19 protein-coding genes and 2 tRNA genes are annotated in these 21,778 nt (G+C 68.2%); 15 read left to right on the top strand and 6 right to left on the bottom strand.

Annotated features, from left to right (window positions below; all coding sequences use genetic code 11):
- Together AC07NI_RS08355 and AC07NI_RS08350 are read left to right on the top strand one after the other, a co-directional pair.
- A tRNA-Asn gene (locus AC07NI_RS08355) sits at positions 1-74 on the top strand.
- Between the two features lie 157 nt (positions 75-231).
- A tRNA-Asn gene (locus tag AC07NI_RS08350) sits at positions 232-306 on the top strand.
- Positions 307-385: 79 nt separating this feature from the next.
- On the opposite strand, the gene AC07NI_RS08345 is transcribed toward AC07NI_RS08350, so the two are convergent.
- The 3 genes from AC07NI_RS08345 to AC07NI_RS08335 form a co-directional block, all read right to left on the bottom strand.
- Entirely contained in the window at positions 386-2,548 is a 2,163-nt protein-coding gene (locus AC07NI_RS08345) for an amylo-alpha-1,6-glucosidase (protein WP_494617742.1), read from the bottom strand.
- Between the two features lie 15 nt (positions 2,549-2,563).
- Entirely contained in the window at positions 2,564-3,637 is a 1,074-nt protein-coding gene (locus AC07NI_RS08340; RefSeq protein ID WP_494617741.1) for a glycosyltransferase family 4 protein, read from the bottom strand.
- A gap of 102 nt (positions 3,638-3,739) precedes the next feature.
- Positions 3,740-3,919 carry a hypothetical protein gene (locus tag AC07NI_RS08335; RefSeq protein WP_494617740.1) on the bottom strand — a complete coding sequence of 60 codons (180 nt, stop codon included), beginning with the start codon at positions 3,917-3,919 and terminating at the stop codon, positions 3,740-3,742.
- Between the two features lie 292 nt (positions 3,920-4,211).
- On the opposite strand from AC07NI_RS08335, the gene AC07NI_RS08330 reads away from it, so the two are divergent.
- The 4 genes from AC07NI_RS08330 to AC07NI_RS08315 all read left to right on the top strand — a co-directional run bounded on the left by AC07NI_RS08330 (position 4,212) and on the right by AC07NI_RS08315 (position 9,903).
- Positions 4,212-4,784 (top strand): protein-L-isoaspartate O-methyltransferase family protein, encoded by a 573-nt coding sequence (locus AC07NI_RS08330; RefSeq protein ID WP_494617739.1) that lies wholly within the window; start codon positions 4,212-4,214, stop codon positions 4,782-4,784.
- Between the two features lie 131 nt (positions 4,785-4,915).
- Complete coding sequence (locus tag AC07NI_RS08325) at positions 4,916-6,397, top strand: TolC family outer membrane protein (protein ID WP_494617738.1); 1,482 nt, start codon at positions 4,916-4,918, stop codon at positions 6,395-6,397.
- A 129-nt stretch (positions 6,398-6,526) separates the two neighbouring features.
- Positions 6,527-7,057, top strand: coding sequence for a pole-organizing protein PopZ (gene popZ, locus AC07NI_RS08320; RefSeq protein ID WP_494617737.1), 531 nt, complete (start codon positions 6,527-6,529; stop codon positions 7,055-7,057).
- 125 nt (positions 7,058-7,182) lie between these two features.
- The gene (locus tag AC07NI_RS08315) at positions 7,183-9,903 is read left to right on the top strand and encodes a valine--tRNA ligase (RefSeq protein WP_494617736.1); all 2,721 of its coding nucleotides are present in this window, start codon (positions 7,183-7,185) and stop codon (positions 9,901-9,903) included.
- On the opposite strand, the gene AC07NI_RS08310 is transcribed toward AC07NI_RS08315, so the two are convergent.
- Entirely contained in the window at positions 9,900-10,553 is a 654-nt protein-coding gene (locus AC07NI_RS08310; protein WP_494617735.1) for an HAD-IA family hydrolase, read from the bottom strand. The genes AC07NI_RS08315 and AC07NI_RS08310 overlap by 4 nt on opposite strands.
- A 199-nt stretch (positions 10,554-10,752) precedes the next feature.
- Between AC07NI_RS08310 and AC07NI_RS08305 the strand changes: the two genes are divergently transcribed.
- Both AC07NI_RS08305 and AC07NI_RS08300 read left to right on the top strand, forming a co-directional pair.
- The gene (locus AC07NI_RS08305) at positions 10,753-12,504 is read left to right on the top strand and encodes a class I adenylate-forming enzyme family protein (RefSeq protein WP_494617734.1); all 1,752 of its coding nucleotides are present in this window, start codon (positions 10,753-10,755) and stop codon (positions 12,502-12,504) included.
- Between the two features lie 25 nt (positions 12,505-12,529).
- A complete protein-coding gene (locus tag AC07NI_RS08300; RefSeq protein WP_494617733.1) occupies positions 12,530-12,892 on the top strand; it encodes an iron chaperone in 363 nt (120 codons plus the stop codon).
- 16 nt (positions 12,893-12,908) lie between these two features.
- On the opposite strand, the gene AC07NI_RS08295 is transcribed toward AC07NI_RS08300, so the two are convergent.
- Positions 12,909-14,396, bottom strand: coding sequence for an amidase (locus tag AC07NI_RS08295; RefSeq protein WP_494617732.1), 1,488 nt, complete (start codon positions 14,394-14,396; stop codon positions 12,909-12,911).
- Positions 14,397-14,517: 121 nt separating this feature from the next.
- Between AC07NI_RS08295 and AC07NI_RS08290 the strand changes: the two genes are divergently transcribed.
- Entirely contained in the window at positions 14,518-15,249 is a 732-nt protein-coding gene (locus tag AC07NI_RS08290) for a TlyA family RNA methyltransferase (RefSeq protein ID WP_494617731.1), read from the top strand.
- 75 nt (positions 15,250-15,324) lie between these two features.
- On the opposite strand, the gene AC07NI_RS08285 is transcribed toward AC07NI_RS08290, so the two are convergent.
- Positions 15,325-15,960, bottom strand: a complete 636-nt coding sequence (locus AC07NI_RS08285) for a hypothetical protein (protein ID WP_494617730.1) — start codon at positions 15,958-15,960, stop codon at positions 15,325-15,327.
- A 216-nt stretch (positions 15,961-16,176) separates the two neighbouring features.
- Between AC07NI_RS08285 and AC07NI_RS08280 the strand changes: the two genes are divergently transcribed.
- The 6 genes from AC07NI_RS08280 (at position 16,177) to AC07NI_RS08255 (ending at position 21,771) form a co-directional block, all read left to right on the top strand.
- Positions 16,177-17,424: a class I SAM-dependent RNA methyltransferase gene (locus AC07NI_RS08280; RefSeq protein ID WP_494617729.1), complete on the top strand. Its 1,248-nt coding sequence runs from the start codon at positions 16,177-16,179 to the stop codon at positions 17,422-17,424.
- A 7-nt stretch (positions 17,425-17,431) separates the two neighbouring features.
- Positions 17,432-18,490, top strand: coding sequence for a class I SAM-dependent methyltransferase (locus tag AC07NI_RS08275; RefSeq protein WP_494617728.1), 1,059 nt, complete (start codon positions 17,432-17,434; stop codon positions 18,488-18,490).
- 28 nt (positions 18,491-18,518) lie between these two features.
- A complete protein-coding gene (locus AC07NI_RS08270; protein WP_494617727.1) occupies positions 18,519-19,520 on the top strand; it encodes an acyltransferase family protein in 1,002 nt (333 codons plus the stop codon).
- Positions 19,521-19,588: 68 nt separating this feature from the next.
- Positions 19,589-19,972, top strand: a complete 384-nt coding sequence (locus AC07NI_RS08265) for a YciI family protein (RefSeq protein WP_494617726.1) — start codon at positions 19,589-19,591, stop codon at positions 19,970-19,972.
- On the top strand, positions 19,969-21,216 hold the full coding sequence (locus AC07NI_RS08260; RefSeq protein ID WP_494617725.1) for an RNA polymerase sigma factor: 1,248 nt from the start codon (positions 19,969-19,971) through the stop codon (positions 21,214-21,216). Before AC07NI_RS08265 ends, AC07NI_RS08260 begins: the two co-directional genes overlap by 4 nt.
- Before the next feature lie 15 nt (positions 21,217-21,231).
- On the top strand, positions 21,232-21,771 hold the full coding sequence (locus AC07NI_RS08255) for an SRPBCC family protein (RefSeq protein WP_494617724.1): 540 nt from the start codon (positions 21,232-21,234) through the stop codon (positions 21,769-21,771).
- The last annotated feature ends 7 nt before the right edge of the window (positions 21,772-21,778 follow it).

The following is a 21,778-nucleotide window of genomic DNA, read 5'->3' as shown; positions in this document are numbered from 1 at the left end:
CCGCGGTAGCTCAGTGGTAGAGCAGCCGGCTGTTAACCGGCTGGTCGTAGGTTCGAGTCCTACCCGCGGAGCCACTCTTCTTCCTCGCTCGGTAGAAGATTTTCCCCATTCGAAATCATGTCGTCTCGCCGATTCTCGCCGTGCGTTTTTCATCGAAGCGTCAGCGATTTCGCCGCTTGCGCCGACTCGACGAGGCGGCTATCAACCCACCTCTTCTTGAGAGCGACCTGTTCCGCGGTAGCTCAGTGGTAGAGCAGCCGGCTGTTAACCGGCTGGTCGTAGGTTCGAGTCCTACCCGCGGAGCCACTCTCTCAGACTTGCTGCTGGCGATGTCAGGTCGCCGCAAGTCGAGAGCCGCCTCGAAGACTTCCATACAGCTTGAGTTCTAGTCCCAAGACGGCTTGGACCGGATGATCAACGGCACGTCGCCTTCGGCGCGAACCGCCACGCGGTCGCCTTGGCGTTCGAAGATCAGATCGACGGTCAGGGCGCCGACGCGCAGGCGCTCGACGGCCAGGCGGTCGATGCCGATCGGCAGGCGCGGGTCAACGAGGACGATCTCGCCGCGATTGGCGTCGATGGTGATGCCCAGGCAAGCCTGCATCAGCATGAACACAGATCCCGCCGCCCAGGCCTGGGGCAGGCAGGCGACCGGATAGGCCACCGGCGGCTCGCCGGCCGCGCGCGGGAAGCCGCAGAACAGCTCGGGCAGGCGCATGCCCATGCGGCTGGCGGTCTCGAACATGTCCGCCGTCAGGTTCACGACCCCGTCGCGCTCGCCGTAGCGCGAGAGACCCATGACGCACAGCGCGGAGTCGTGCGGCCAGACCGAGCCGTTGTGATAGCTGATCGGATTGAAGCGGGCCTCGCCGGTGGCCAAGGTCCGCACGCCCCAGCCGGAGTTGAAGTTCGCCGACAGCAACTGATCGCTGACCTTGCGGGCCCGCTCAGGCGTGGGCAGGCCGCAGAACAGCAGGTGGCCGGGATTGGACGACAGCACCCGGCACAGCTGACCCTGGCCGTCGACCGCGATGCCGTAGAAGCCGCGCTCGTCCATCCAGAAGAGCTGCTCGACCTTCTCGCGCAGGGTCTCGGCTTTCTGCTTCCAGATCGTCGCCTTGTCGGTCTCGCCCCGGCGCTCGGCCAGGCGGGCCATGCCGCGATAGGCCGCGAAGGCGTAGCCCTGGACCTCCACGAGGGCGATCGGACCGGACGGATAGCGGCCGTCCGCGTGGAAGACGCTGTCCTCGCTGTCCTTCCAGCCCTGGTTGGACAGGCCGCTGTCCTGGCCGCGGGCATAGTCGATCAGGCCGTCGCCATCGCTGTCGCCGTCGTTCTCGATCCAGTGCATGGCCTTTTCGAGGGCGGGCCATAGCTCGTCGATCAGCTTGTCGTCGCCGGTGCGCTGCTGGTAGGCGCCGGCTAGGGCCACGAACAGCGGCGTGGTGTCGACCCCGCCGTAGTAGCGGCCGAACGGCACCTCACCGAGCGCCGGCATCTCGCCCTTGCGGGTCTCATGCATGATCTTGCCGGGGGCGCTGTCTCGGAAGGTCGAGCGCTCCTGGGCCTGGTGGGCGGCGAGGTAGCGCAACACGCCCTTGGCCAGCGAGGGCTCGAACCACAGAATCTGCCAGGCGGTGATGATGGCGTCGCGTCCGAAGGCGGTCGAGAACCACGGGATGCCGGCATAGGGATAGGGGCCGGTCTCCATCTTGGTGGTCAGCAGGGCCAGATCCGCCCGCGACTTGCCCAGCCACTCGTTGAACAGGCGGCCGGAACTGTTCAGCCGCGCGCCGTGACGGCGGCGCGAGCGCATGTCCCAGCGGGCCCGGGCGGCGGCGTCGCGGAAGCGTTCGCGGCTGGGGGTGTGGCCGTCGACGACGCCGATCTCGATATAGAGTTCGTGCTCGCCTTCGGCATGCAGCGAGAACATGAACTCGGCCTTGTGCGCCGAGAGGCGGTACGGCGCATCCGAGAACGAGATGAACGAGGACCGCTCGACGTCGTCCAGGCCGAGATAGGTGTAGGCCACACGCCGGCCGTCGACGTGCGGCGGACCCTTGGTCCCGCGCTTGGCGCGATGGCTGCCGCGCACCTCGAACATGTCGCGGAAGTCGGCGTCGAATTCGATGGTCATCGGCAGCAGCACGGTGTCGCGGCTGTAGTTGACGCAGCGGATGCGCTCGAACAGGCGCTCGCCCCACAGGAAGCGCTTGCGCTCGATGTGCAGCACACCGGGCGGACCCATCCGTTCGCCGGGATAGGGCAGGGCCTGGTTGGTGCTGTTGCAGGTGAAGAAGACGTTGTCGTGGGCGACCGCCGCCGACAGCAGCGACGGCATGCGACCGCCCAATGTCAGCCGGTAGAGCGACAGGATGCGGGTGTCGTTATGGAAAAGTCCGTCGCCCTGGCCGGCGATATCGCCGAACTCGTCGGCGACGATGAAGGTGTCCTTGTCCTTGAGGGCATAGAGATTCTGCGGCGCGCGGACTTCCGCCGTCACGCCGTAATCGACCGGCGCCTCCATGGCCGGTGCGAGACTCTCCATACCCCCTCCTTCAATTCATGCGCTTGCGGCCAGATCGACCAAGGACGGATAGACAGCCGCGCCGTCGCAGAGCCGCTCGTAGATGGCGACATAGCGGCGGGCCATCGCCTCGGACGAGAACCGTTCCTCGAAACGCGCGCGGACCCGGTTTCGATCCAGGCTTTCGGCGCGAAGGATGGCGTCGGCGGCCTGGTCGTCATTGTCGACGATGAAGCCGGTCAGGCCGTCGTCGATGACCTCGGGCACCGAGCCGCAGCGATAGGCGACAACGGGGGTGCCGCAGGCCATGGCCTCGATCATCACCAGGCCGAAGGGCTCGGGCCAATCGATGGGGAAGAGCAGGGCGTCGGCGCCGCCCAGGAAGGCCGACTTCTCGCCGTCGCCGATCTCGCCGATGAACTCGATTAGCGGCTCGTCCTTGATCATCGGTGCGATGACGTCGTCGAAATAGGCGCGGTCGGCGGGATCGACCTTGGCTGCGATCTTGAGCTTCTTGCCTAGCCGCTTGGCCAGGTTGATGGCGCGGTCGGGGCGCTTCTCCGGCGAGATGCGGCCCAGGAAGGCCAGGTAGCCCTCGCTCTTGGCCGAGAAGGCGTAGATGTCGGCGTTCATGCCGTGGTGGACCGTGCCGGCCCAGTTGGCGAAGGGCAGGGGACGGCGCTGGTCGTCGCTGATCGAGATCAGCGGGAACTGCGGCCAGCGCTTGTAGACGCCCGGCAGGTCCTTCAGGTCCAGGCGGCCGTGCAGGGTGGTCAGGGTGTTCTTGGCCCGGTCGGCGAAGAACGGGAACTGCACCATGTCGGTGTGGAAGTGGACGATGTCGAACTGATCGGCCAGGGCGCGGACCTCGGCCAGCTGGGTCAGGTGCGAGGCCAGATCCGACTTCAGCGGCGCGGGATCGAGGCGGATGGCCTGGTCGCGGACGGGGATCAGCCTGGCCTTGGTCTGGGCCTCGGCGCTGGCGAACAGGGTGACCTCGTGGCCCAGGTCGACCAGGGCGTCGGTGAGGTGGGCCACCACGCGCTCGGTGCCGCCGTAAAGGCGCGGGGGAACGGCCTCGTAGAGGGGAGTGACTTGGGCGATCTTCATGGCGCGGACCTTGACTCGGGGAGGAACTGGAACGCGGCGCGGGTCCGCCCTGGATCAGTTCCGATCGCCGCTATTGGTTCCGCAACTCGCCCTTTTGCCGCCTTATTGCCGGTAGGCCCGCCTTTGCGGCTGTGTCCGACCGTTACGCTCCTGCCGCTGGTTGCGCTGATGGCGACGGAAGCGGCCATAGGCCTTGCGACCGGCCGCCTCGATGCGGGGCAGGAAGTAGATCAAAGCTAGAGCGCAGATCGTCGCCACGATCACGATTGGCTCTTTGGCCATAGCGATTACCCCATGAAGCCGGTTACGGGCTTCCTCCCCATCGACGCGCGCGTCGTCGATAGCCGCTTATTTACCACGCGGCTCAGCTGATCAATCGAGGTTACGTGACAGTCGACGTCACTACTTCTGATGATCGCCTTTTGATCTTTCCGGGCATGTGGACCGAAGTCGATGACGCTTTTAAGGCCCTCTTGAGACGATAGGCGGGCAAGCGTGGCTTCCGATCGCATTGCGTTTCGGCCGGGCGCGGACCTATAAGCCTGCTCGAAAGTCTAGTCCTTCGAGGGATTCCATGAGCACCGACTTCACCGCCGCGCGGCTGAACATGGTCGAGAGCCAAATTCGCACCGCCGACGTCACCGACCTGCCGCTGCAGGACGCGTTGCGGGTGGTGGCGCGCGAGGCGGTCGTGCCGGCGTCGAAGGCCTATCTGGCCTATGCCGACGCCGACATCGAATATGCGCCGGGCCGCTGGCTGCTGCGTCCGCGCGAAGTGGGCAAGCTGCTGCAGACCCTGAAGCCCCGCGAGGGCGAGAAGGCCTTGGCCATCGCCGCGCCGTACGCGGCCGCCGTCCTGGAAAAGATGGGCCTGTCGGTCACCCGCCTGGAAGGCGACGACCTGAAGGCCGTTCCGGCTGGGCCTTATGACGTGATCATCTGCGAAGGCGCGGTCGCGGTCGCTCCGAAGACCTGGCAGGACGCCCTGGCCGCCGGCGGCCGTCTGGGGGTTGTCGAGCGCACCGGCCCGGTCGGTCGCGCCGCCATCTACCTGCGCGCCGAGGACGGCGTGGGCCGCCGCCAGGCGTTCGACGCCTCGCCGCCGCTGCTGGCGGGTTTCGAGGTCGAGGCGGGCTTCAGCTTCTAGACACCAGTGGGCGCTAGCCTGCCGCAACGTCTGCGTGAAAAAAGCTTAACTAGCGGCTTCTGGCGGCTGGACTTACACGCGATCATATTGTGGCGAGCGCGCGCTTCGCGGGGATTGGGGATAGGATTTTGATGTCGAACCGTCGACGGGCCGGGCTGCTGGCCGCCGCTTGCTGCGCCAGCCTGATGGCCGGCGGGCTTTCCACCGCTCACGCAGACACCCTGGCCGACGCGGCCGCCCTGGCCTACCAGACCAATCCGACGCTGCAGCAACAGCGCGCCGTCCAGCGCGCTACCGACGAGAGCGTGGTCCGGGCCCGCACCGGCTTCCGCCCGACGCTGAACGCCTCCGCCGGCCTGACCAACTCGCGCACCGACCTGGCGACCCCGTCCACCACCGTGGTCGGCGGCGTGCTGGTCACCGGCGCGGACGTCAACAAGATCGGCTCCAGCAACGCCCAGCTCCAGCTGAGCCAGCCGCTCTATACCGGCGGCCAGGCCAGCGCCAACCTGTCGGCCGCCGAGGCCGACGTGCTGGCCGGCCGCGAGGACCTGCGCCGCGTCGAGCAAAGCGTGCTGGCCAATGTCGTCACCGCCTATGTCGACGTGCGCCGTAGCCAGGAAACCCTGCGCATCGCCAATGAGAATGTCGCGGTTCTCCAGCGTCAGCTCGACGAATCCAACGCCCGCTTCGACGTGGGCGAGATCACCCGCACCGACGTGGCCCAGTCGCAGGCGCGCCTTGCCGCCGCCAAGGCCAGCCAGTCGTCGGCCCAGGGCAACCTAGCCATCGCCCGCGCCACCTACGCCCAGATCGTCGGCCAGAACCCGACCGACCTGGCGCCCGAGCCGTCGCTGGCCGCCGTGCTGCCGACCTCGGTCGAACAGGCTTTCGACGCCGCCGAGGGCAGCAATCCGGCCGTGCAGAGCGCGCGCTACGCCGAACAGGCCGCCACGGCCCGCGTGGCCCTGGCCAAGGCCGCCTATCTGCCGACGGTCTCGGCGGGCGCCAGCCTGGGCTACGACGCCACCAAGGTGAACGGTAATGGCGACCAGTTCGGCCAGTACGATCGCCAGATCGCCGGCTCGCTGACGGCCCGCGTGCCGCTGTTCACCGGCGGCCTGAACGCTTCGAACGTCCGCGCCGCCCGCGAGCGCGAGAACGCCGCCCGCATCGCCGTCGACGGCGCCAAGCGCACCGTGATCCAGCAGGTCTCGGCCGCCTGGAGCACGTTGCTGGCCGCCCGCGCCAACTTGGTCTCGAACGAGGAGCAGGTGAGGGCGACCCGCATCGCCTTCGAAGGCGTGCGCCAGGAGCAGCAGGTCGGCCTGCGCACCACGCTGGACGTGCTGAACGCCCAGCTGGAGCTGTCGAACGCCGAGCTGGCCCTGGTGGCCGCCCGTCGCGACGAATACGTGGCCAGCGCCGTCGTCCTGCAGGCCATGGGTCAGCTGGACGTCAACAAGCTGTCGACCAGCACCGCCGCCTACGACCCGAAGGTCTCCTACGACCGCGTCACGCATAGCGCGGGCTGGGTGCCGTGGGAGCCGGTGGTGCAGGCGATCGACAAGGTCGGCGTCCCTTCCGCCCAGCCGCAGGCGGCGTCGAAGTAGGCCTCGCGCCGCGTCGATTCCGCCCAGGCGTGGACTTGCGCTTGCTTAACACGCGTAAGTCTGCACCATCGCGGCCAAGCGCGTCCTAGGGCGCGCAAGGATTCGTACCCTTTACGACGGCCCCCGCACATGTCCGATCAGAGCTCTCAAGAACCGACGATGGAGGAGATCCTCGCCTCCATCCGACGCATCATCTCGGAGGATGACGCGCCGGCGGAGCCTGCGGCCGAGGCTGCGCCTCCGCCGCCGGAGCCCGAGCCCGAACCCATCGAGGACGACATCCTCGAGCTGACCGATCCGATCATGTCGGAGCCGGAGCCCGAGCCGCTGGCCACCGTCGGCGACATCGACGTCTATTCGCCGGAGCCCGAGCCGGAACCGATCTACACGCCGCCTCCGGCCGCCCCGACCCCGGTCTTCGACCGCGACGAAGTGGCCGAGACCCTGGTCGGCGCCACCGCCTCGTCGGCGGCCGCCTCGGCGTTCGGCAGCCTGAGCTCGGCCCTGCTGATGCCCAAGGACGCCCGCACCTTGGAAGACGTCGTACGCGAGCTGCTGCGCCCGCTGCTCAAGGAGTGGCTGGACCAGAACCTGCCGCGCATCGTCGAGACCAAGGTCGAGGAAGAAGTGCAACGGATCGCCCGCGGTCGCGGCGTCTAAGCTCTTCCAGCACCTGGAAAATCGAGGCGGTCGCTCCGGCGGCCGCCTTTTTTCGTTTCCAACCGTCAGAAAACCAAGGCCCGCCGGTTTCGCCCCCGGGCCGCAGATGGCATATCCGCTCCGCCATGCTCGAAAAAACCTTCGATCCCAAATCCGTCGAACCCCGCCTGTACGCCGCCTGGGAGGCCTCCGGGGCCTTCAAGCCCAGCGAGGATCCGAACGCTGAGCCGTTCGTCATCGTGATCCCGCCGCCGAACGTCACCGGCAGCCTGCACATCGGCCACGCGCTGAACAACACCCTGCAGGACGTGCTGACCCGCTTCCACCGCATGCGCGGCAAGGCCGCCCTGTGGCTGCCGGGCACCGACCACGCGGGCATCGCCACCCAGATGGTGGTCGAGCGCCAACTGGCCGCCGCCGGCAATATCGGTCGCCGCGACATGGGCCGCGAGGCCTTCGTCGACAAGGTCTGGGAATGGAAGGCCGAGAGCGGCGGGACCATCACCAACCAGCTGCGCCGCCTGGGCGCGTCGTGCGATTGGTCGCGCGAACGCTTCACTCTGGACGAAGGTCTGTCAGCCGCCGTCCGCAAGGTGTTCGTCCAGCTCTACAAGCAGAACCTGCTCTATCGCGACAAGCGCCTGGTCAACTGGGATCCGCAGTTCCAGACCGCCATCTCCGACCTCGAGGTCGAGCAGAAGGAGGTCGACGGCGCCTATTGGCACTTCGCCTATCCGCTGGCCGACGGCGTCACCTACCAGCACCCGATCGCCTTCGACGACGACGGCAAGGCCACCGAGTTCGAGACCCGCGACTACATCGTCGTGGCCACGACCCGTCCCGAGACCATGCTGGGCGATACCGGCGTCGCGGTTCACCCCGACGACGAGCGCTACAAGGGCCTGGTCGGCAAGTTCGTGACCCTGCCGATCGTCGGTCGCCGCATCCCGATCGTCGCCGACGACTACGCCGACCCGACCAAGGGCTCGGGCGCGGTGAAGATCACCCCGGCCCACGACTTCAACGACTTCGGCGTCGGCAAGCGCGCCGGCCTGGAAGCGATCAACATTCTGACGCCGGAAGCCAAGCTGAACGACTCGGTCCCGGCCGAGTTCGTCGGCATGGACCGCTTCGTCGCGCGCAAGGCCATCGTCGCCCGCGCCGAGGAAGAGGGCTGGCTGAAGGAGATCGAGAAGACCAAGCACATGGTCCCGCACGGCGACCGTTCGGGCGTGGTCATCGAGCCGTTCCTGACGGACCAGTGGTACGTCGACGCCAAGACCCTGGCCCAGCCGGCTCTGAAGGCCGTCGAGACCGGCGAGACGGTCTTCGAGCCCAAGCACTGGGAAAAGACCTACTTCGAATGGCTGCGCAACATCGAGCCGTGGTGCGTCTCGCGCCAGCTCTGGTGGGGCCACCGCATCCCGGCCTGGTTCGGTCCGGACGGCGCGATCTTCGTCGAGGAGACGGAAGAAGAAGCCTATGCCGCCGCCAAGGCCCAGTTCGGCGCCGACGTCGAACTGAAGCGTGACGAGGACGTGCTCGACACCTGGTTCAGCTCGGCCCTGTGGCCGTTCTCGACCCTGGGCTGGCCGGAAAAGACCCCGGACGTCGCGCGCTTCTACCCGACCAGCACCCTGGTCACCGGCTTCGACATCATCTTCTTCTGGGTCGCCCGGATGATGATGATGGGCATCCACTTCATGGGTGAGGCCCCGTTCAAGCAGGTGTTCATCAACGCCCTCGTCCGTGACGAGAAGGGCGCGAAGATGAGCAAGTCCAAGGGCAACGTGATGGATCCGCTGATCCTGATCGACGAGCTGGGCTGCGACGCGGTGCGCTTCACGATGACGGCGATGTCGGGCCAGGCGCGCGACATCAAGCTCTCCAAGCAGCGCATCGAGGGCTATCGCAACTTCGGCACCAAGCTGTGGAACGCCTCGCGCTTCGCCCAGATGAACGAGTGCGTCCGCGTCGAGGGCTTCGATCCCGCGACGGTTCAGCAGCCGATCAACAAGTGGATCCGCGGCGAGACGGTCAAGACCGTGGCCGAGGTCACCAAGGCCCTGGAAGGCCCGGCGTTCGACGAGGCCGCCGGCGCTCTGTACCGCTTCGTCTGGAACGTGTTCTGCGACTGGTACCTGGAACTGGCCAAGCCGATCCTGAACGGCGATGACGCGGCGGCCAAGGCCGAGACCCGCGCCACCGCCGCCTGGGCGCTGGACGTCATTCTCAAGCTCCTGCACCCGGTGATGCCGTTCATCACCGAGGAGCTGTGGGAGAAGACCGCCGAGTTCGGTCCGGCCCGTGACAGCATGCTGATCTCGGCCCAGTGGCCGGAGCTTCCGGAAAGCTGGATCGACGCCGAAGCCGAGGCCGAGATCGGCTGGCTGGTCGGCACGGTCGGCGAGATTCGCTCGATCCGCGCCGAGATGAACGTGCCGCCGTCGGCCAAGCCGGCGCTCAGCGTCGTCGGCGCCGGCGCGGAGACCAAGGCCCGCCTGGCCCGTCACCGCGACCTGCTGCTGACCCTGGCGCGCCTGGACAGCGTCCGTGAGGCCGAGGCGTCTCCGGCCGGCTCCGTGCCGATCGTGATGGGCGAAGCCACCGGCGCGCTCGGCATCGCCGACTTCATCGACCTGGCCGCCGAGAAGACCCGCCTGACCAAGGAAATCGCCGGCCACGCCGGCGAGATCGACAAGGTCAACAAGAAGCTCGGCAACCCCGACTTCCTGGCCCGCGCCAAGGAAGAGGTCGTCGAGGAGAACCGCGAGCGTTTGGCCGAGGCCGAAGCCGCCAAGGCCAAGCTCGAGGCGGCGCTGAGCCGCCTGGAGTCGGTGGGCTAGAAGCTCAAGCCGCCCTCGGGCGTGACCTTGAGAAGACCATAGCTGGAGACGCCCTGATGCGGTGTCTCCAGCGGATGGCTGTGCGTCGCGGTGATCACCACCACCTTCGCGCCCGCCGCCTCACCCGCGGCGATGCCCGCCGGGGCGTCCTCGAACACCAGGCAGTCCTCGATCCGATGGCCCAGGCGCTGGGCCGCCAGCAGGAAGCAGTCTGGCGCCGGCTTGCCGCGCTCGACGTCCTCGGCCGTGACCAGCACGGCGGGGAGGGGCAGGCCCGCCGCCGTCAGGCGCACCTTGGCCAGTTCGCGCGGGGCCGAGGTAACGATGGCCCAGCGATCGGCGGGCAGGGCGCACAGGAACGCCACGGCGCCCTCGATTGCCTCGATCCCGTCGGTGTCGGCGATCTCGGCGTCCTTCAGCCAGGTGACCTCGGCGTCTTCGTCGACGTCCGGGATGTTGAAGCTGCGCACCGTCTCGACCGCCCGTCGGCCGTGGATGCATTGCAGCACCGCCTCGACGTCCAGCCCGTGCTTGCGCGCCCAGGTCCCCCAGACGCGCTCGGAGGCGACGATCGAGGTTAGGACCGTGCCGTCCATGTCGAACAGGAAGGCGGCGAACTCGCGATCAGGGAACAGCAGGGATTCGGCCAAGGCGACGCTCCGGATTCGGGGAAGTGACGCTAGGTCATCGATCCTCGAAAGCGGGGAGTCCAGGCCTATCCGCCCCTTGTAACTTATCAATGTTCTCCTAGCGTCAAACGGATGTTTACAAGCGGCTCGCGGCTGTGCTCTCTGATCGGCGAACGCGCTCGATCAAACAGGGCGTGACCTCAAAACCGGGAGAGTAGAAATGAGCCAGGCCGCCCCCGCGTCTGTTCCGTGGCCCGCCATGTCCGTCCAGCAGGCCTACGCCTTGATCACCCAGCCCGGCACGCCCGGCGAGATGGAGGAGATCGAGATCCGCGGGGTGAAGACCCGGACCTGGAAGAACGCTCCTCCCACGCTCCGCGACACCGTCGTGATCGGCCGCGCCCACGGCGAGAAGATCTTCCTGGTCCACGAGGACGAGCGGGTCAGTTTCGAGGCCTTCTACCGCGCCGTCACCCACATGGCCGCCGAGCTGGAGGCCGCTGGCGTCCAGAAGGGCGACCGCGTCGCCATCGTCATGCGCAACCTGCCCGAATGGCCGGTGGCCTTCTACGGCGCGCTGTCGCTGGGCGCGATCGTCACGCCGCTGAACGCCTGGTGGACCGGCGCCGAGCTGGAATACGGCCTGGTCGACTCCGGCGCCAAGATCGCCATCGTCGACGTCGAGCGCTTCGAGCGCCTGGCCGAGCACTTTGATCACTGCCCGGCGCTGGAGCGCGTCTATGTCAGCCGCTCCAAGGAAGAGATCGCCCACCCGTATGTGAGGCGCCTGGAGAAGGCGATCGGCTGTCCCAACGACTGGGCCGAGCTGGACGAGAAGCCGCTGCCGACCGTGGCCATCGCGTCCGACGACGATGCGACCATCTTCTACACCTCGGGCACGACGGGTAAGCCGAAGGGCGCCATCGGCACCCATCGCAACGTCAACAGCAACATCTTCGCCGCCGCCGCGGCCGGGGCCCGCAGCTTCCTGCGCCGGGGCGAGGCGCCGCCTCAGCCCGATCCCAGCCTGCCGCAGAAGGGCTCGCTGATCTCGGTGCCGTTCTTCCACGCCACCGGCTGCTTCGCCGTGCTGAACCCGTCGCTGTTCGGCGGCGCCAAGCTGGCCATGATCCGCAAATGGGATCCGGACAAGGCCATGCAGCTGATCCAGGACGAGCGCCTGACCCAGATGGGCGGCGTGCCGACCATCGCTTGGCAGATCATCGAGCATCCCAATCGCGAGCAGTACGACCTGTCGTCGATCGAGGCCGTGGCCTATGGCGGCGCGCCTTCGGCGCCGGAGCTGGTGCGCAAGATCAAGGAAATTTGGCCCAAGGCCTCGCCCGGCAACGGCTGGGGCATGACCGAGACCTCGGCCACGGCGACGTCGAACTCGGCCGAGGACTACGAGAACCGTCCTGACTCGTGCGGCCCTGCCGTGCCGGTCACCGACCTGAAGATCATGACCGTCGAGGCTCCGTATCGCGAGCTGCCGATCGGTGACGTCGGCGAGCTGTGGTGCAAGGGCCCGCAGGTCGTGCGCGGCTACTGGAACAAGCCCGAAGCCAGCGCCGACACCTTCGTCGATGGCTGGGTGCGCACGGGCGATCTCGCCCGCCTCGACGCCGAGGGCTTCTGCTTCATCATCGACCGCGCCAAGGACATGCTGATCCGCGGCGGCGAGAATATCTACTGCATCGAGGTCGAGAACTGCCTCTACGACCACCCGGCGGTGATGGACGCGGCCCTGGTCGGCATCCCGCACAAGACCCTGGGCGAGGAGCCGGCGGCCGTCGTCACCCTGAAGCCCGGCGCGACCGCCGACGAGGCCGAATTGCGGGCCTTCGTCGCCGACCGCTTGGCGGCCTTCAAGGTGCCGGTGAAGATCGTCTTCTGGCACGAGACCTTGCCGCGCAACGCCAATGGCAAGATCATGAAGAACGAGCTCAAGAAGGTGTTCGTCGAGGGGTGATTGATACCCCTCCCGGGAGGGGCAGATGGTCCAGTCCAAGGCGGCGACGGTCGATGACTTCATGCAGGAGGTCGCGCCCGAGCGCCGCCCGGCGCTGGACCGCCTTCGGGCCATGTGCGTCGAGCGCTTCGGCGCCGAGACCGAGAAGATGGCCTTCGGCATGCCGGCCTACGGCGATCCAAAGACCCCGTTCTTCGCCTTCAACAGCCAGAAGCAGTACATCGCGCTCTATGCCGGCAAGGCGGCGCTGGACGCCTTTCCCGAACGCATGGCCGGCGTCGATCGCGGCGGTGGCTGCGCGCGCTGGAAGAAGCCCGAGAAGATGGACTTCGAGCTGATCGGAGACATCCTGGATCACATCCAGGAGAAGGGGCGGGGCGGCTGCTGAGCCGCCCCGTCTTGGTCTAGAGGCTCACCGGCGGCTTTCGGTGCGCCCAGGGCTGGGCGGCCTCCAGCTGATAGGCCAGCTGGAACAGCAGGGCCTCACCACCGGCGCGGCCGGCGATCTGCACGCCTACCGGCAGGCCGTCGGCGGTCCAGTGCAGTGGCACGCTCATCGACGGCGCGCCGGCGACGTTGTGCAGCGGGGTGTAGCCGACATAGGTCAGCAGCCGCGCCTGCAGCTCCTGGAACGGCACCCAGCCGGCGACATAGCCCAGCTCGACCGGCGGTCTGCCCAGCACCGGCGACAGGATGACGTCGTATTTCGTCAGCCAGGCGTCATAGGCCTTCGTATTGGCGTTCAGGCGCTCGATGGCGGCGGACAGGGCCTCCTTCGGCAGTTGCCCGACCAACTTGGCCATGCCAATGCTGAAGGGCTCCAGGACGGTGTCGTCGGGCTCGCGGCCCATGGCCTTGCCGACCGCCGTGATCAGCTCGGCCGCGCCGCTGGCCCACAGCACGGTGAAGTCCATGCCGAACTGGCCGCCGTCCATCGGCCATGCCGTCGGCTCGACGTGATGGCCCAGGCTTTCCAGCAGCTTGGCGGCGTTGGCGACGGCGGTCTGCACCTCGGGATCGGGCGCCATACCTGTGCCGGTCTGCACGATCAGGCCGATCTTCAGCTTCTTCTTCAGCGGCTCGCTGACCACGCCGACCGGCTTGAACACGGCATTGGCGCCGGTGCGCTCGGTGGCGGCGAACAGGGCTGCCGAGTCGCGGACGCTATGGGCCAGGGCGTGCGCGACCGAGATGTCGATGCCGCGCGAGACCGGGCGGCCTTCCAGCATCCGGCCACGCGAGGGCTTGAGACCGAAGAGGCCGCAGTTGCTGGCCGGAATGCGGATCGAGCCGCCGCCGTCGCTGGCGTGGGCGATCGGCACCATGCCCGAGGCCACGGCCGCCGCCGCCCCGCCCGAGGAGCCGCCCGACGAGCGGGCCGTGTTCCAGGGGTTGCGGGTGGGCTGGAAGCCCATCGGCTCGGTGGTCGGCAGGAAGCCGTATTCCGGCGTCGCCGACTTGCCGATGACCACGAAGCCGGCGGCGTCGAAGGCGTCGACGTAGGGAGTCTGGGTCGTCTCGGGCGGGCTTCGCAGGCCGCTGCGCGAGCCGTTGCGGGTGGGCAGGCCCTTATAGGGGTCCAGGTCCTTGACCATGAACGGCACGCCGGCGAACGGGCCCGACAGCTGGCCAGCTTTCGCTTTCGCCAGAGCGCGGTCGAAGTCCGAGGTGACGATCGCCCCGACCTGGGGCTGCAGGGCCTCGGCCTTGCGGATGGCGTCCTCGACCACCTCGGCGGCGCTGACCTCCTTGCGGCGGATACGGCCAGCCAGCTCGGTGGCGTCGGGAGTCCAGGGCGCGGGTGCGGACATCGTTTTGGGCTTAGCCTCCACTGAAGATGCGGCCGCCACGGCGGCGGATGCGGCCAGCAGGCCGCGACGCGTGAATCGCATCAGGTTTCTCTCCCCCTTAAGCCGGCGTCTTGCGCGCCGGTGATCAGTGTTCAGTTGAACCCGAAGAGACCTGGGCCGCAAGCCCGTGCTAGACGGCGGTCTGAACTTTCGAGGAGGCCGCGTGGCCCGCAAGCGTATTGATCTGTTGCTCGTCGAACGGGGCGTCGTCGACAGCCGCGCCAAGGCTCGCGCCGCCGTCGAGGCTGGCCTCGTCACGGTCAATGGCAAGGTGATCACGAAGCCCGCCGACACGGTCGAGCATGACGCCGAGATCGTCGCTCAGGCCGCCCATCCGTGGGTCGGACGCGGGGCGCTGAAGCTGCTCCACGCGCTGGACCTGTGGCCGGTCGCCGTGGAGGGGTGCGTGGCGCTGGACGTCGGCGCGTCGACGGGCGGCTTTACCGAGGTGCTGCTCTCGCGGGGCGCGGAGACGGTGTTCGCGGTCGATGTCGGCCGCGATCAGCTGCACGCCAAGCTGCGGGACGATCCGCGCGTCATCGACCTGTCCGGCATCGACGCTCGATCGCTGGACGAGACGGTGGTCTCGACCGCGCCGGCCCTGGTGGTCAGCGACGTCAGCTTCATCGCCCTGACCAAGGCCCTGCCGAAGGCGCTGGACCTGGCGGCGGAGGGCGCGGACCTGGTGGCGCTGATCAAGCCGCAGTTCGAGGCCGGCCGCGACTTCGTCGGCAAGGGCGGCCTGGTGAAGGACCCCGAGATCATCGCCCGCGTCGAGCGCGAGGTGGTCGAGTTCCTGGAAGCTTCCGGCTGGTCGGTGAAGGGCCTGACCGAGAGCCCGATCACCGGCGGCGACGGCCAGGTCGAGCGCCTGGTCTGGGCGACCAAGACCTAAACGAAATCGGCCGCCCCCATTTTCCACTAAAGAAGGGGGCGGCCGATCGTCTTCCACACAAGGTAGGTCGAGGACTTAGTCGACGACTTGGTACTTGCCGTTGCCGTCCGGGCAGACGCGCACGAAGCGCTTCTGGACGCGGCCGTCCGGCAGGTAGATCGGGCTCTCGGCCAGGGTGCAGCCGTTGACGTCGGCTTGGCCGTTGACGCGCTCGTTCACCCGGTAGCCGTCCTGACGATCGTAGGAGCGGTCGTAGTAGCTGTCGCGCTGAGCGTCGCGACGGACCTGCTCGTACGGGACCGGGCGGTAATCGTCGTCATAGCCGTCGTTATAGGCGCGCGGCGGCGGGGGAGGCGGCGGCGGGGCGATGTTGCTGCCCGGGGCGCAAGCGGCCGAGGACTTGCCGGCCATGCCGCCGACCACGGCGCCCAGCAGGCCGCCGACAACCGAGCCGTCGGTGCGGTGGCCGCGGGCGGCGATGCCGCTGCCCAGGGCCATGCCGATGGCGCCGCCGGCAAGCGCGCCGCCGGTGGTGCGGTTGGTCGTCGAGCGCTGGCACTGGTCGTAATAGTAGCCCTGGTTGCCGTAGGCGCCGCCGCCATAAGCGCCGCCGCCGTACGGCGTCGAGCCATAGGCCTGGGCCGAGGCCAGGGTCGGCGTCAGCACGCCACAGACGAGGGCGGCGGTGACGCCCAGCACGGTCTTGATCATCGGAGTCCTGCTCGTTGAGGCGGTCATGGTCATGAGAGAGCTTGTCTTTTTGTGGGCGTCCGGGTCTTCACCGGCCCGCCGAGGCCCATCCGTTATGTAGGGTGTGACAGCCCCAACATGAACGATCGCTGACCGGACTATTCAGCTTCACTGATCTCGTACGGAAAATCGTTCGCGGCCCGCGCTCAAGCCCCCGTTTTAGGGTATGGACGGGCGATGCAAGACATGACGATCAGCGCCATCGGCGCGCAAGGCGACGGACTCGCCCGCCTCAGCGACGGCAAGCCGGCCTTCGTGCCCCTGACCCTGCCGGGTGAAATCGTGCGGGCGCAGATGGAGGGCGCGCGGGGCGAGGTCGCCGAGATCCTGACCGCCAGCGCGGATCGCGTCGCGCCGCCCTGCAAGCACTTCGGCCATTGCGGCGGCTGCGCGCTGCAGCACTGGGCGGCCGCGCCCTATCTCGGCTGGAAGGCCGAGCAGATCGGCATCCAGCTTTCCATGGAGGGCCTGGAGACCGAGATCCTTCCGACCTTCGCCGCCCCGCCGGCTTCGCGCCGTCGGGTGGCGCTGCACGCTCGTAGAGGCAGCAAGGGGCAGGGCGCATTGCTGGGCTTCAAGGAGCGCCGCTCCTGGAACCTGGTGGCGATCGAGGAGTGCCCGGTTACCGATCCGCGCCTGGTGGCGGCGTTCCCGGCCCTGGCGAAACTGGCCGAGCCGTTCCTGGAACACCCCAAGTCCGCCCCGACCCTGCACGTCACCCTGACGGCCACCGGCCTGGACATCGACGTCACGGGCGTGGAGCGCAAGAGCGGCGGGCTGTCGGCCGATGCCCGCATGCGTGCGGCCATGGCGGCCAGCGAGGGCGACTTCGCCCGCGTGACCTTGGCCGGCGAGACCGTGTATGGCGCGCGCCAGCCGATGGTGAAGCTGGGTCCCGCCGTTGTCGCCTTGCCGCCGGGTAGCTTCCTGCAAGCCGTGCCGGCCGCCGAGCGGGCCATGGTCGAGTTCGCCGTCGCCCAGGCGCAGGGCGCGTCGCGGATCGCCGACCTCTATTGCGGCGTCGGCACCTTCACCTTCCGGCTGGCCGAGATCGGCGCGGTCTACGCCGCCGAGATGAGCCCGCCGGCCGTCGCCGCCCTCAAGGCCGCGATTGGCGCCGCGCCGGGCCTGAAGCCGATCACCGCCGAGGCGCGCGACCTGGTCAAACGCCCGACGTTGAGCACCGAGCTGGCCAAGACCGACGTCGTGGTCATCGACCCGCCGCGCGCCGGGGCCGCCGAGCAGACGGTCGAGATCGCCAAGTCCAAGGTGGCCAAGGTGGTCAGCGTCTCGTGCAATCCGGGCACCTTCGCCAAGGACGCCCGCGCCCTGGTCGACGCCGGCTTCCGCCTGGAGAAGGTGCTGCCGGTGGACCAGTTCGTCTGGTCGCCCCATATTGAGCTGGTCGGAGTCTTCACGCGCTGAGGTCTGAATGGACGAGCGACGGACGAGATCGGCCTTCGCGGTCGATGCGGTAGGCCAGCGGACCCGGGCGGCGATCAAGGCGGCCTGGTGGACGGCGACCGGCTCGCTGGCCCGCTCCATGACCCGGCCGACGAAGGGGGAGCAGTCCCGCACCTTCAAGCCGACCGCCGCCGCCCCCGCCAAGGGCAGCCTGCGCCGCGCCTATCTGGAAGCGTTCGAGAAGGACGCCCGCGACGTCGCCGCCGGTCTCTATCCCGCCGTCGAGGACGGTCTGGTCCGACCCTCGGCCGCCGTGCGCGAGGCCGCCGACTTCATCGCCGACGCCTTCGAGGTCGACCAGCGCCGCCGACGAGGTGACGGCGTCGAGGTGCGGGATGAGGCCAATAGCCAAGCTTATCCAAACTACTATCGCCAGAACTTCCACTTCCAGTCAGGCGGCTGGTTCACGCCCGAGAGCGCCCGCCGCTACGACGCCCAGGTCGAGGCGCTGTTCTCCGGCACGGCCGGGGCTATGCGCCGGCGAGGCTTGTCGCTGCTGGCCAAGCACTGGCGCGGTCGCGATCATCGTGACGCCAAAATCCTCGACGCGGCCTGTGGTTCGGGCGCTTTCCTCAAGGACCTGAAGGCGGCGTTCCCGCGCGCGGCGATCACCGGCCTGGACCTGTCGGAGGCTTACCTGGCCCAGGCCCGCAAGCGCACCGGCGTGGGCGGCGTCCAAGCTAATGTGGAAGCTCTGCCGTTCGCGGATTCCTCATTGGACGCGGTCAGTTGCGTCTACCTCTTCCACGAGCTGCCGCCACGCGTGCGGCCCATCGTGGCGGCCAGCCTGGCGCGGGTGCTCAAGCCCGGCGGCGTGCTGGTCTTCGTCGACTCCGTGCAGCCCAGCGACACGCCGGACCTGGCGCGGCTGCTCGAGGCTTTCCCGGTCTATTTCCACGAGCCCTATTACGGCAGCTACGCGCAGACCGATCTCGTGGCTCTGTTCGCCGAGGCGGGCCTGAAGGTCGTCGGTGAGGACCGCGCCTTCCTGACCAAGGCCTTGCTGCTGGAGAAACCCGTCAGCTAAGCAAGGGACTGGGGACGGGGGCGACAGGTTGCGGGCTTACGAGTCGGGACGACGGTACGAGGCGCTGGACGGCCTGCGCGGCGTCGCGGCCGTGGGCGTCATGCTCTACCATATCGGCGGCTGGACCGGCCGGCCCTGGCTGGTCAGCCATGGCTACCTGGCCGTCGATTTCTTCTTCTGCCTGTCCGGCTTCGTGCTGGCCCACGCCTATGGCCGGCGCGAGATCGGCTGGTGGGGCTTCCTGCGCCAGCGACTGATCCGGCTATGGCCGTTGATCGCCATCACCATGCTGGCCGGGGCCACGGTGATCATCCAGCATCGCGAGCGGGTGCCCGAGTGGCTGGTCCTGGGCCTCTTGATGATCCCGCGCCTGTGGGCCGAGGAGCCGGGGTTCGCGCCGATTTTCCCTTTGAATCCGCCGGCCTGGTCGCTGTTCTTCGAGCTGGCGGTCGGGGCGCTGTGGTTCCCCATCCGGCGGCTGGGCCTCATGGGCCACGTGCTGATGATCGTGCTGCTGATCCCGGTCATGGCCTATATCGCCCACGGCATGGGCGGGGTGCTGACCGGCTGGGACCGGGCGACCTTCTTCATCAGCTTCCTGCGGACGCTGTTCTCGTTCCTGCTGGGCTGGGGCTGTTACCGAGTCCAGGCGTTCACGAGCTTCACGGCGCCGGCCTGGCTACTGGCCGTGATCCTGGCGGTGATCCTGTGCTTCCCGTGGACGCCGCTGAATTGGGTCTACGACTATGTCTGCATGAGCCTGGTGTTCCCGCTGATGGTGCTGGCCGGGCGGCGCGATCCAGAGGGGCGCATGGGCGTCGCGGCCCGGGTCTCGGGCGCGATCTCGTATCCGCTCTACGCGTTGCACTGGCTGGGCTGGGAGCTGATGCTGCGGCTGTTCCGGGCGCTGGGCGGGCACGGCTATCCGCTGGCCTTCGCGGCCGTGGCGATCCCGGTGATCCTGGCCTTCGCCTGGGCGGTGCTGAAGCTCTACGACGAGCCCGTCCGCCGCCGGCTGCGGCGTCTCTAAATAATTCTCGGCGGATTGTCGGAAGTCGGCATAGTCCGCCGTCCTAGGGACATCACGCGAGGACCGCCATGCTCTACGCCATACTCTGCTACAACCAGGAAGACGTGACCTGCGGCTGGTCCAAGGAGCATGACGACGAGGTCATGGCGAAGCTGGGCGCGGTCCAGGAGAAGCTGGCGCGCGAGGGGCGCCTCGGCCCAGTCGCCCGCCTGATGCCGACCACGGCCGCCACCACCCTGCGCAAGGACCGCGAGCCGCCGCTGGTGCTGGACGGCCCGTTCGCCGAGACCAAGGAGCAACTGCTGGGCTTCTATGTCGTCGACTGCGACAGCCTGGATGGCGCGCTCGACATCGCCAAGGACCTGGGCAAGGCCAATCCCGGCGGCTCGTACGAGATCCGCCCGATCGCGCTGTTCAACCCGGCCCCGAACCCGGAGTTTGCCAAGACGTGACCGACCTCGGTTGGATCGAGGGGGCGATCGGCGCCGCGCGGCCCCAGGCCATGGCGGCGCTGCTGCGCTACTTTCGGGACATGGACGCGGCCGAGGAGGCCTTCCAGGACGCCTGCCTGCGCGCCCTGAAGGCCTGGCCCAAGAACGGTCCGCCCCGCGATCCGACCGCCTGGCTGATCATGGTCGGCCGTAACGCCGCCATCGACGCCGTCCGCAAGACCAGCCGCCAAGTGGCTCTGCCGCCAGAGGAATTGCTCTCCGACCTGGAGGACGCCGAAGCCGAGGCGGCCGAACGGCTGGACGGCTCGCACTACCGCGACGACGTGCTGCGGCTGCTGTTCATCTGCTGCCATCCGGACCTGCCGGCCACCCAGCAGATCGCTCTCGCCCTGCGCATCGTTTCGGGCCTTTCCGTGAAGGAGATCGCCCGCGCCTTCGTCGTCACCGAGGCGGCGATGGAGCAACGGATCACCCGCGCCAAGGCCCGCATCGGGGCCGGCGACGCGCCGTTCGAGGCTCCGGGACCCGTCGAGCGCGCCGAGCGCTTCGCGGCCGTGGCGGCGATGCTCTACCTCGTCTTCAACGAGGGCTATTCGGCCAGCGGCCAGGCGATCGAGGCCAAGGGCGGGCTGTGCGACGAGGCCATCCGCCTGGCGCGCCTGCTGCTGCGCCTGTTCCCGGCCGAGCCGGAGATGATGGGGCTGACGGCGCTGCTGCTGCTCCAGCACGCCCGCTCGGACGCACGCTTCGCCGCCGACGGCGCGGCGATCCTGCTGGAAGATCAGGATCGAAGCCTCTGGAATCGCAAGATGATCGGGGAGGGGCTGGCCTTGATCGACAAGGCGATGCTGAAGCGCGATCCAGGGCCGTACCAGGTCCAGGCCGCCATCGCCGCCCTGCATGCTCGTGCGGAAAGGCCCGACGACACCGACTGGGCCGGCATCGACGCGCTCTACGCCACGTTGGAGATCATGCAGCCTTCGCCGGTGATCACCCTGAACCGCGCGGTGGCGACGGCCAAGGTGCGCGGGCCCGAAGCGGCGCTGGCGATGATCGAGCCGCTGGGCGCACGCCTGGACGGCTATTTCCACTATCACGGCGCGCGCGGCGCCTTCCTGTTGCAGGCCGGGCGTAAGGCCGAGGCGCGGGAGGCTTTCGACCGCGCGATTTCGCTGGCCAACACCGCGGCCGAGGCCGCCAATATCCGCCAATACCTGGACCGCGTCGCGGCCGAGGCGGGGTAAGAGGGAGAGGGGCATATGCTGGTTCTGAAGATCGTCCTGGGGCTGCTCGCCATCGCGGTGATCGCCCTGCTGGGCCTGGCCGCGACCAAGCCGGACAAGTTCGTGGTCAAGCGCACCGCCACCATCAAGGCGCGGCCGGAAAAGCTGTCGGCCCTGGTCGAGGACTTCCACCAGTGGGGCCTGTGGTCGCCCTGGGAGAAGATCGATCCCGACATGACCCGCACCTATGGCGGTCCGGCCAAGGGCGTCGGCGCGACCTATGCCTGGGTCGGCAACAACAAGGTCGGTACGGGCAATATGGAAATCACCCAGGTCACGCCCGGTCGCGAGGTCGTGTTCGACCTGCACTTCGTCAAGCCGTTCAAGGCCGACAATGTTGGCCGGTTCGACTTCCAGCCCGAGGGCGACGCCACCCTGGTGACCTGGTCGATGGAGGGCGCGAGCCCGTTCATGGCCAAGGTCATGGGCCTGTTCTTCGACATGGACACGGTGGTCGGCAAGGACTTCGAGACGGGTCTGGCCAACATGAAGGCCGAGGCCGAAAAGCAAGCTTGACCATAAG

It is taken from the genome of Caulobacter sp. GW821-FHT10E02 (assembly GCF_059415225.1).
The sequence above is the reverse complement of the archived record's forward strand: the minus strand, read 5'-3'. Positions and strand labels throughout refer to the sequence as shown.

Excerpts from the sequence above, each read along its gene's own strand:
- AC07NI_RS08345 (WP_494617742.1), bottom strand. The coding sequence starts at position 2,548 with ATGGAGAGTCTCGCACCGGCCATGGAGGCGCCGGTCGATTACGGCGTG.
- AC07NI_RS08340 (WP_494617741.1), bottom strand. The coding sequence starts at position 3,637 with ATGAAGATCGCCCAAGTCACTCCCCTCTACGAGGCCGTTCCCCCGCGC.
- AC07NI_RS08335 (WP_494617740.1), bottom strand. The coding sequence starts at position 3,919 with ATGGCCAAAGAGCCAATCGTGATCGTGGCGACGATCTGCGCTCTAGCT.
- AC07NI_RS08330 (WP_494617739.1), top strand. The coding sequence starts at position 4,212 with ATGAGCACCGACTTCACCGCCGCGCGGCTGAACATGGTCGAGAGCCAA.
- AC07NI_RS08325 (WP_494617738.1), top strand. The coding sequence starts at position 4,916 with ATGTCGAACCGTCGACGGGCCGGGCTGCTGGCCGCCGCTTGCTGCGCC.
- popZ (WP_494617737.1), top strand. The coding sequence starts at position 6,527 with ATGTCCGATCAGAGCTCTCAAGAACCGACGATGGAGGAGATCCTCGCC.
- AC07NI_RS08315 (WP_494617736.1), top strand. The coding sequence starts at position 7,183 with ATGCTCGAAAAAACCTTCGATCCCAAATCCGTCGAACCCCGCCTGTAC.
- AC07NI_RS08305 (WP_494617734.1), top strand. The coding sequence starts at position 10,753 with ATGAGCCAGGCCGCCCCCGCGTCTGTTCCGTGGCCCGCCATGTCCGTC.
- AC07NI_RS08300 (WP_494617733.1), top strand. The coding sequence starts at position 12,530 with ATGGTCCAGTCCAAGGCGGCGACGGTCGATGACTTCATGCAGGAGGTC.
- AC07NI_RS08295 (WP_494617732.1), bottom strand. The coding sequence starts at position 14,396 with ATGCGATTCACGCGTCGCGGCCTGCTGGCCGCATCCGCCGCCGTGGCG.
- AC07NI_RS08285 (WP_494617730.1), bottom strand. The coding sequence starts at position 15,960 with ATGATCAAGACCGTGCTGGGCGTCACCGCCGCCCTCGTCTGTGGCGTG.
- AC07NI_RS08280 (WP_494617729.1), top strand. The coding sequence starts at position 16,177 with ATGCAAGACATGACGATCAGCGCCATCGGCGCGCAAGGCGACGGACTC.
- AC07NI_RS08275 (WP_494617728.1), top strand. The coding sequence starts at position 17,432 with ATGGACGAGCGACGGACGAGATCGGCCTTCGCGGTCGATGCGGTAGGC.
- AC07NI_RS08265 (WP_494617726.1), top strand. The coding sequence starts at position 19,589 with ATGCTCTACGCCATACTCTGCTACAACCAGGAAGACGTGACCTGCGGC.
- AC07NI_RS08255 (WP_494617724.1), top strand. The coding sequence starts at position 21,232 with ATGCTGGTTCTGAAGATCGTCCTGGGGCTGCTCGCCATCGCGGTGATC.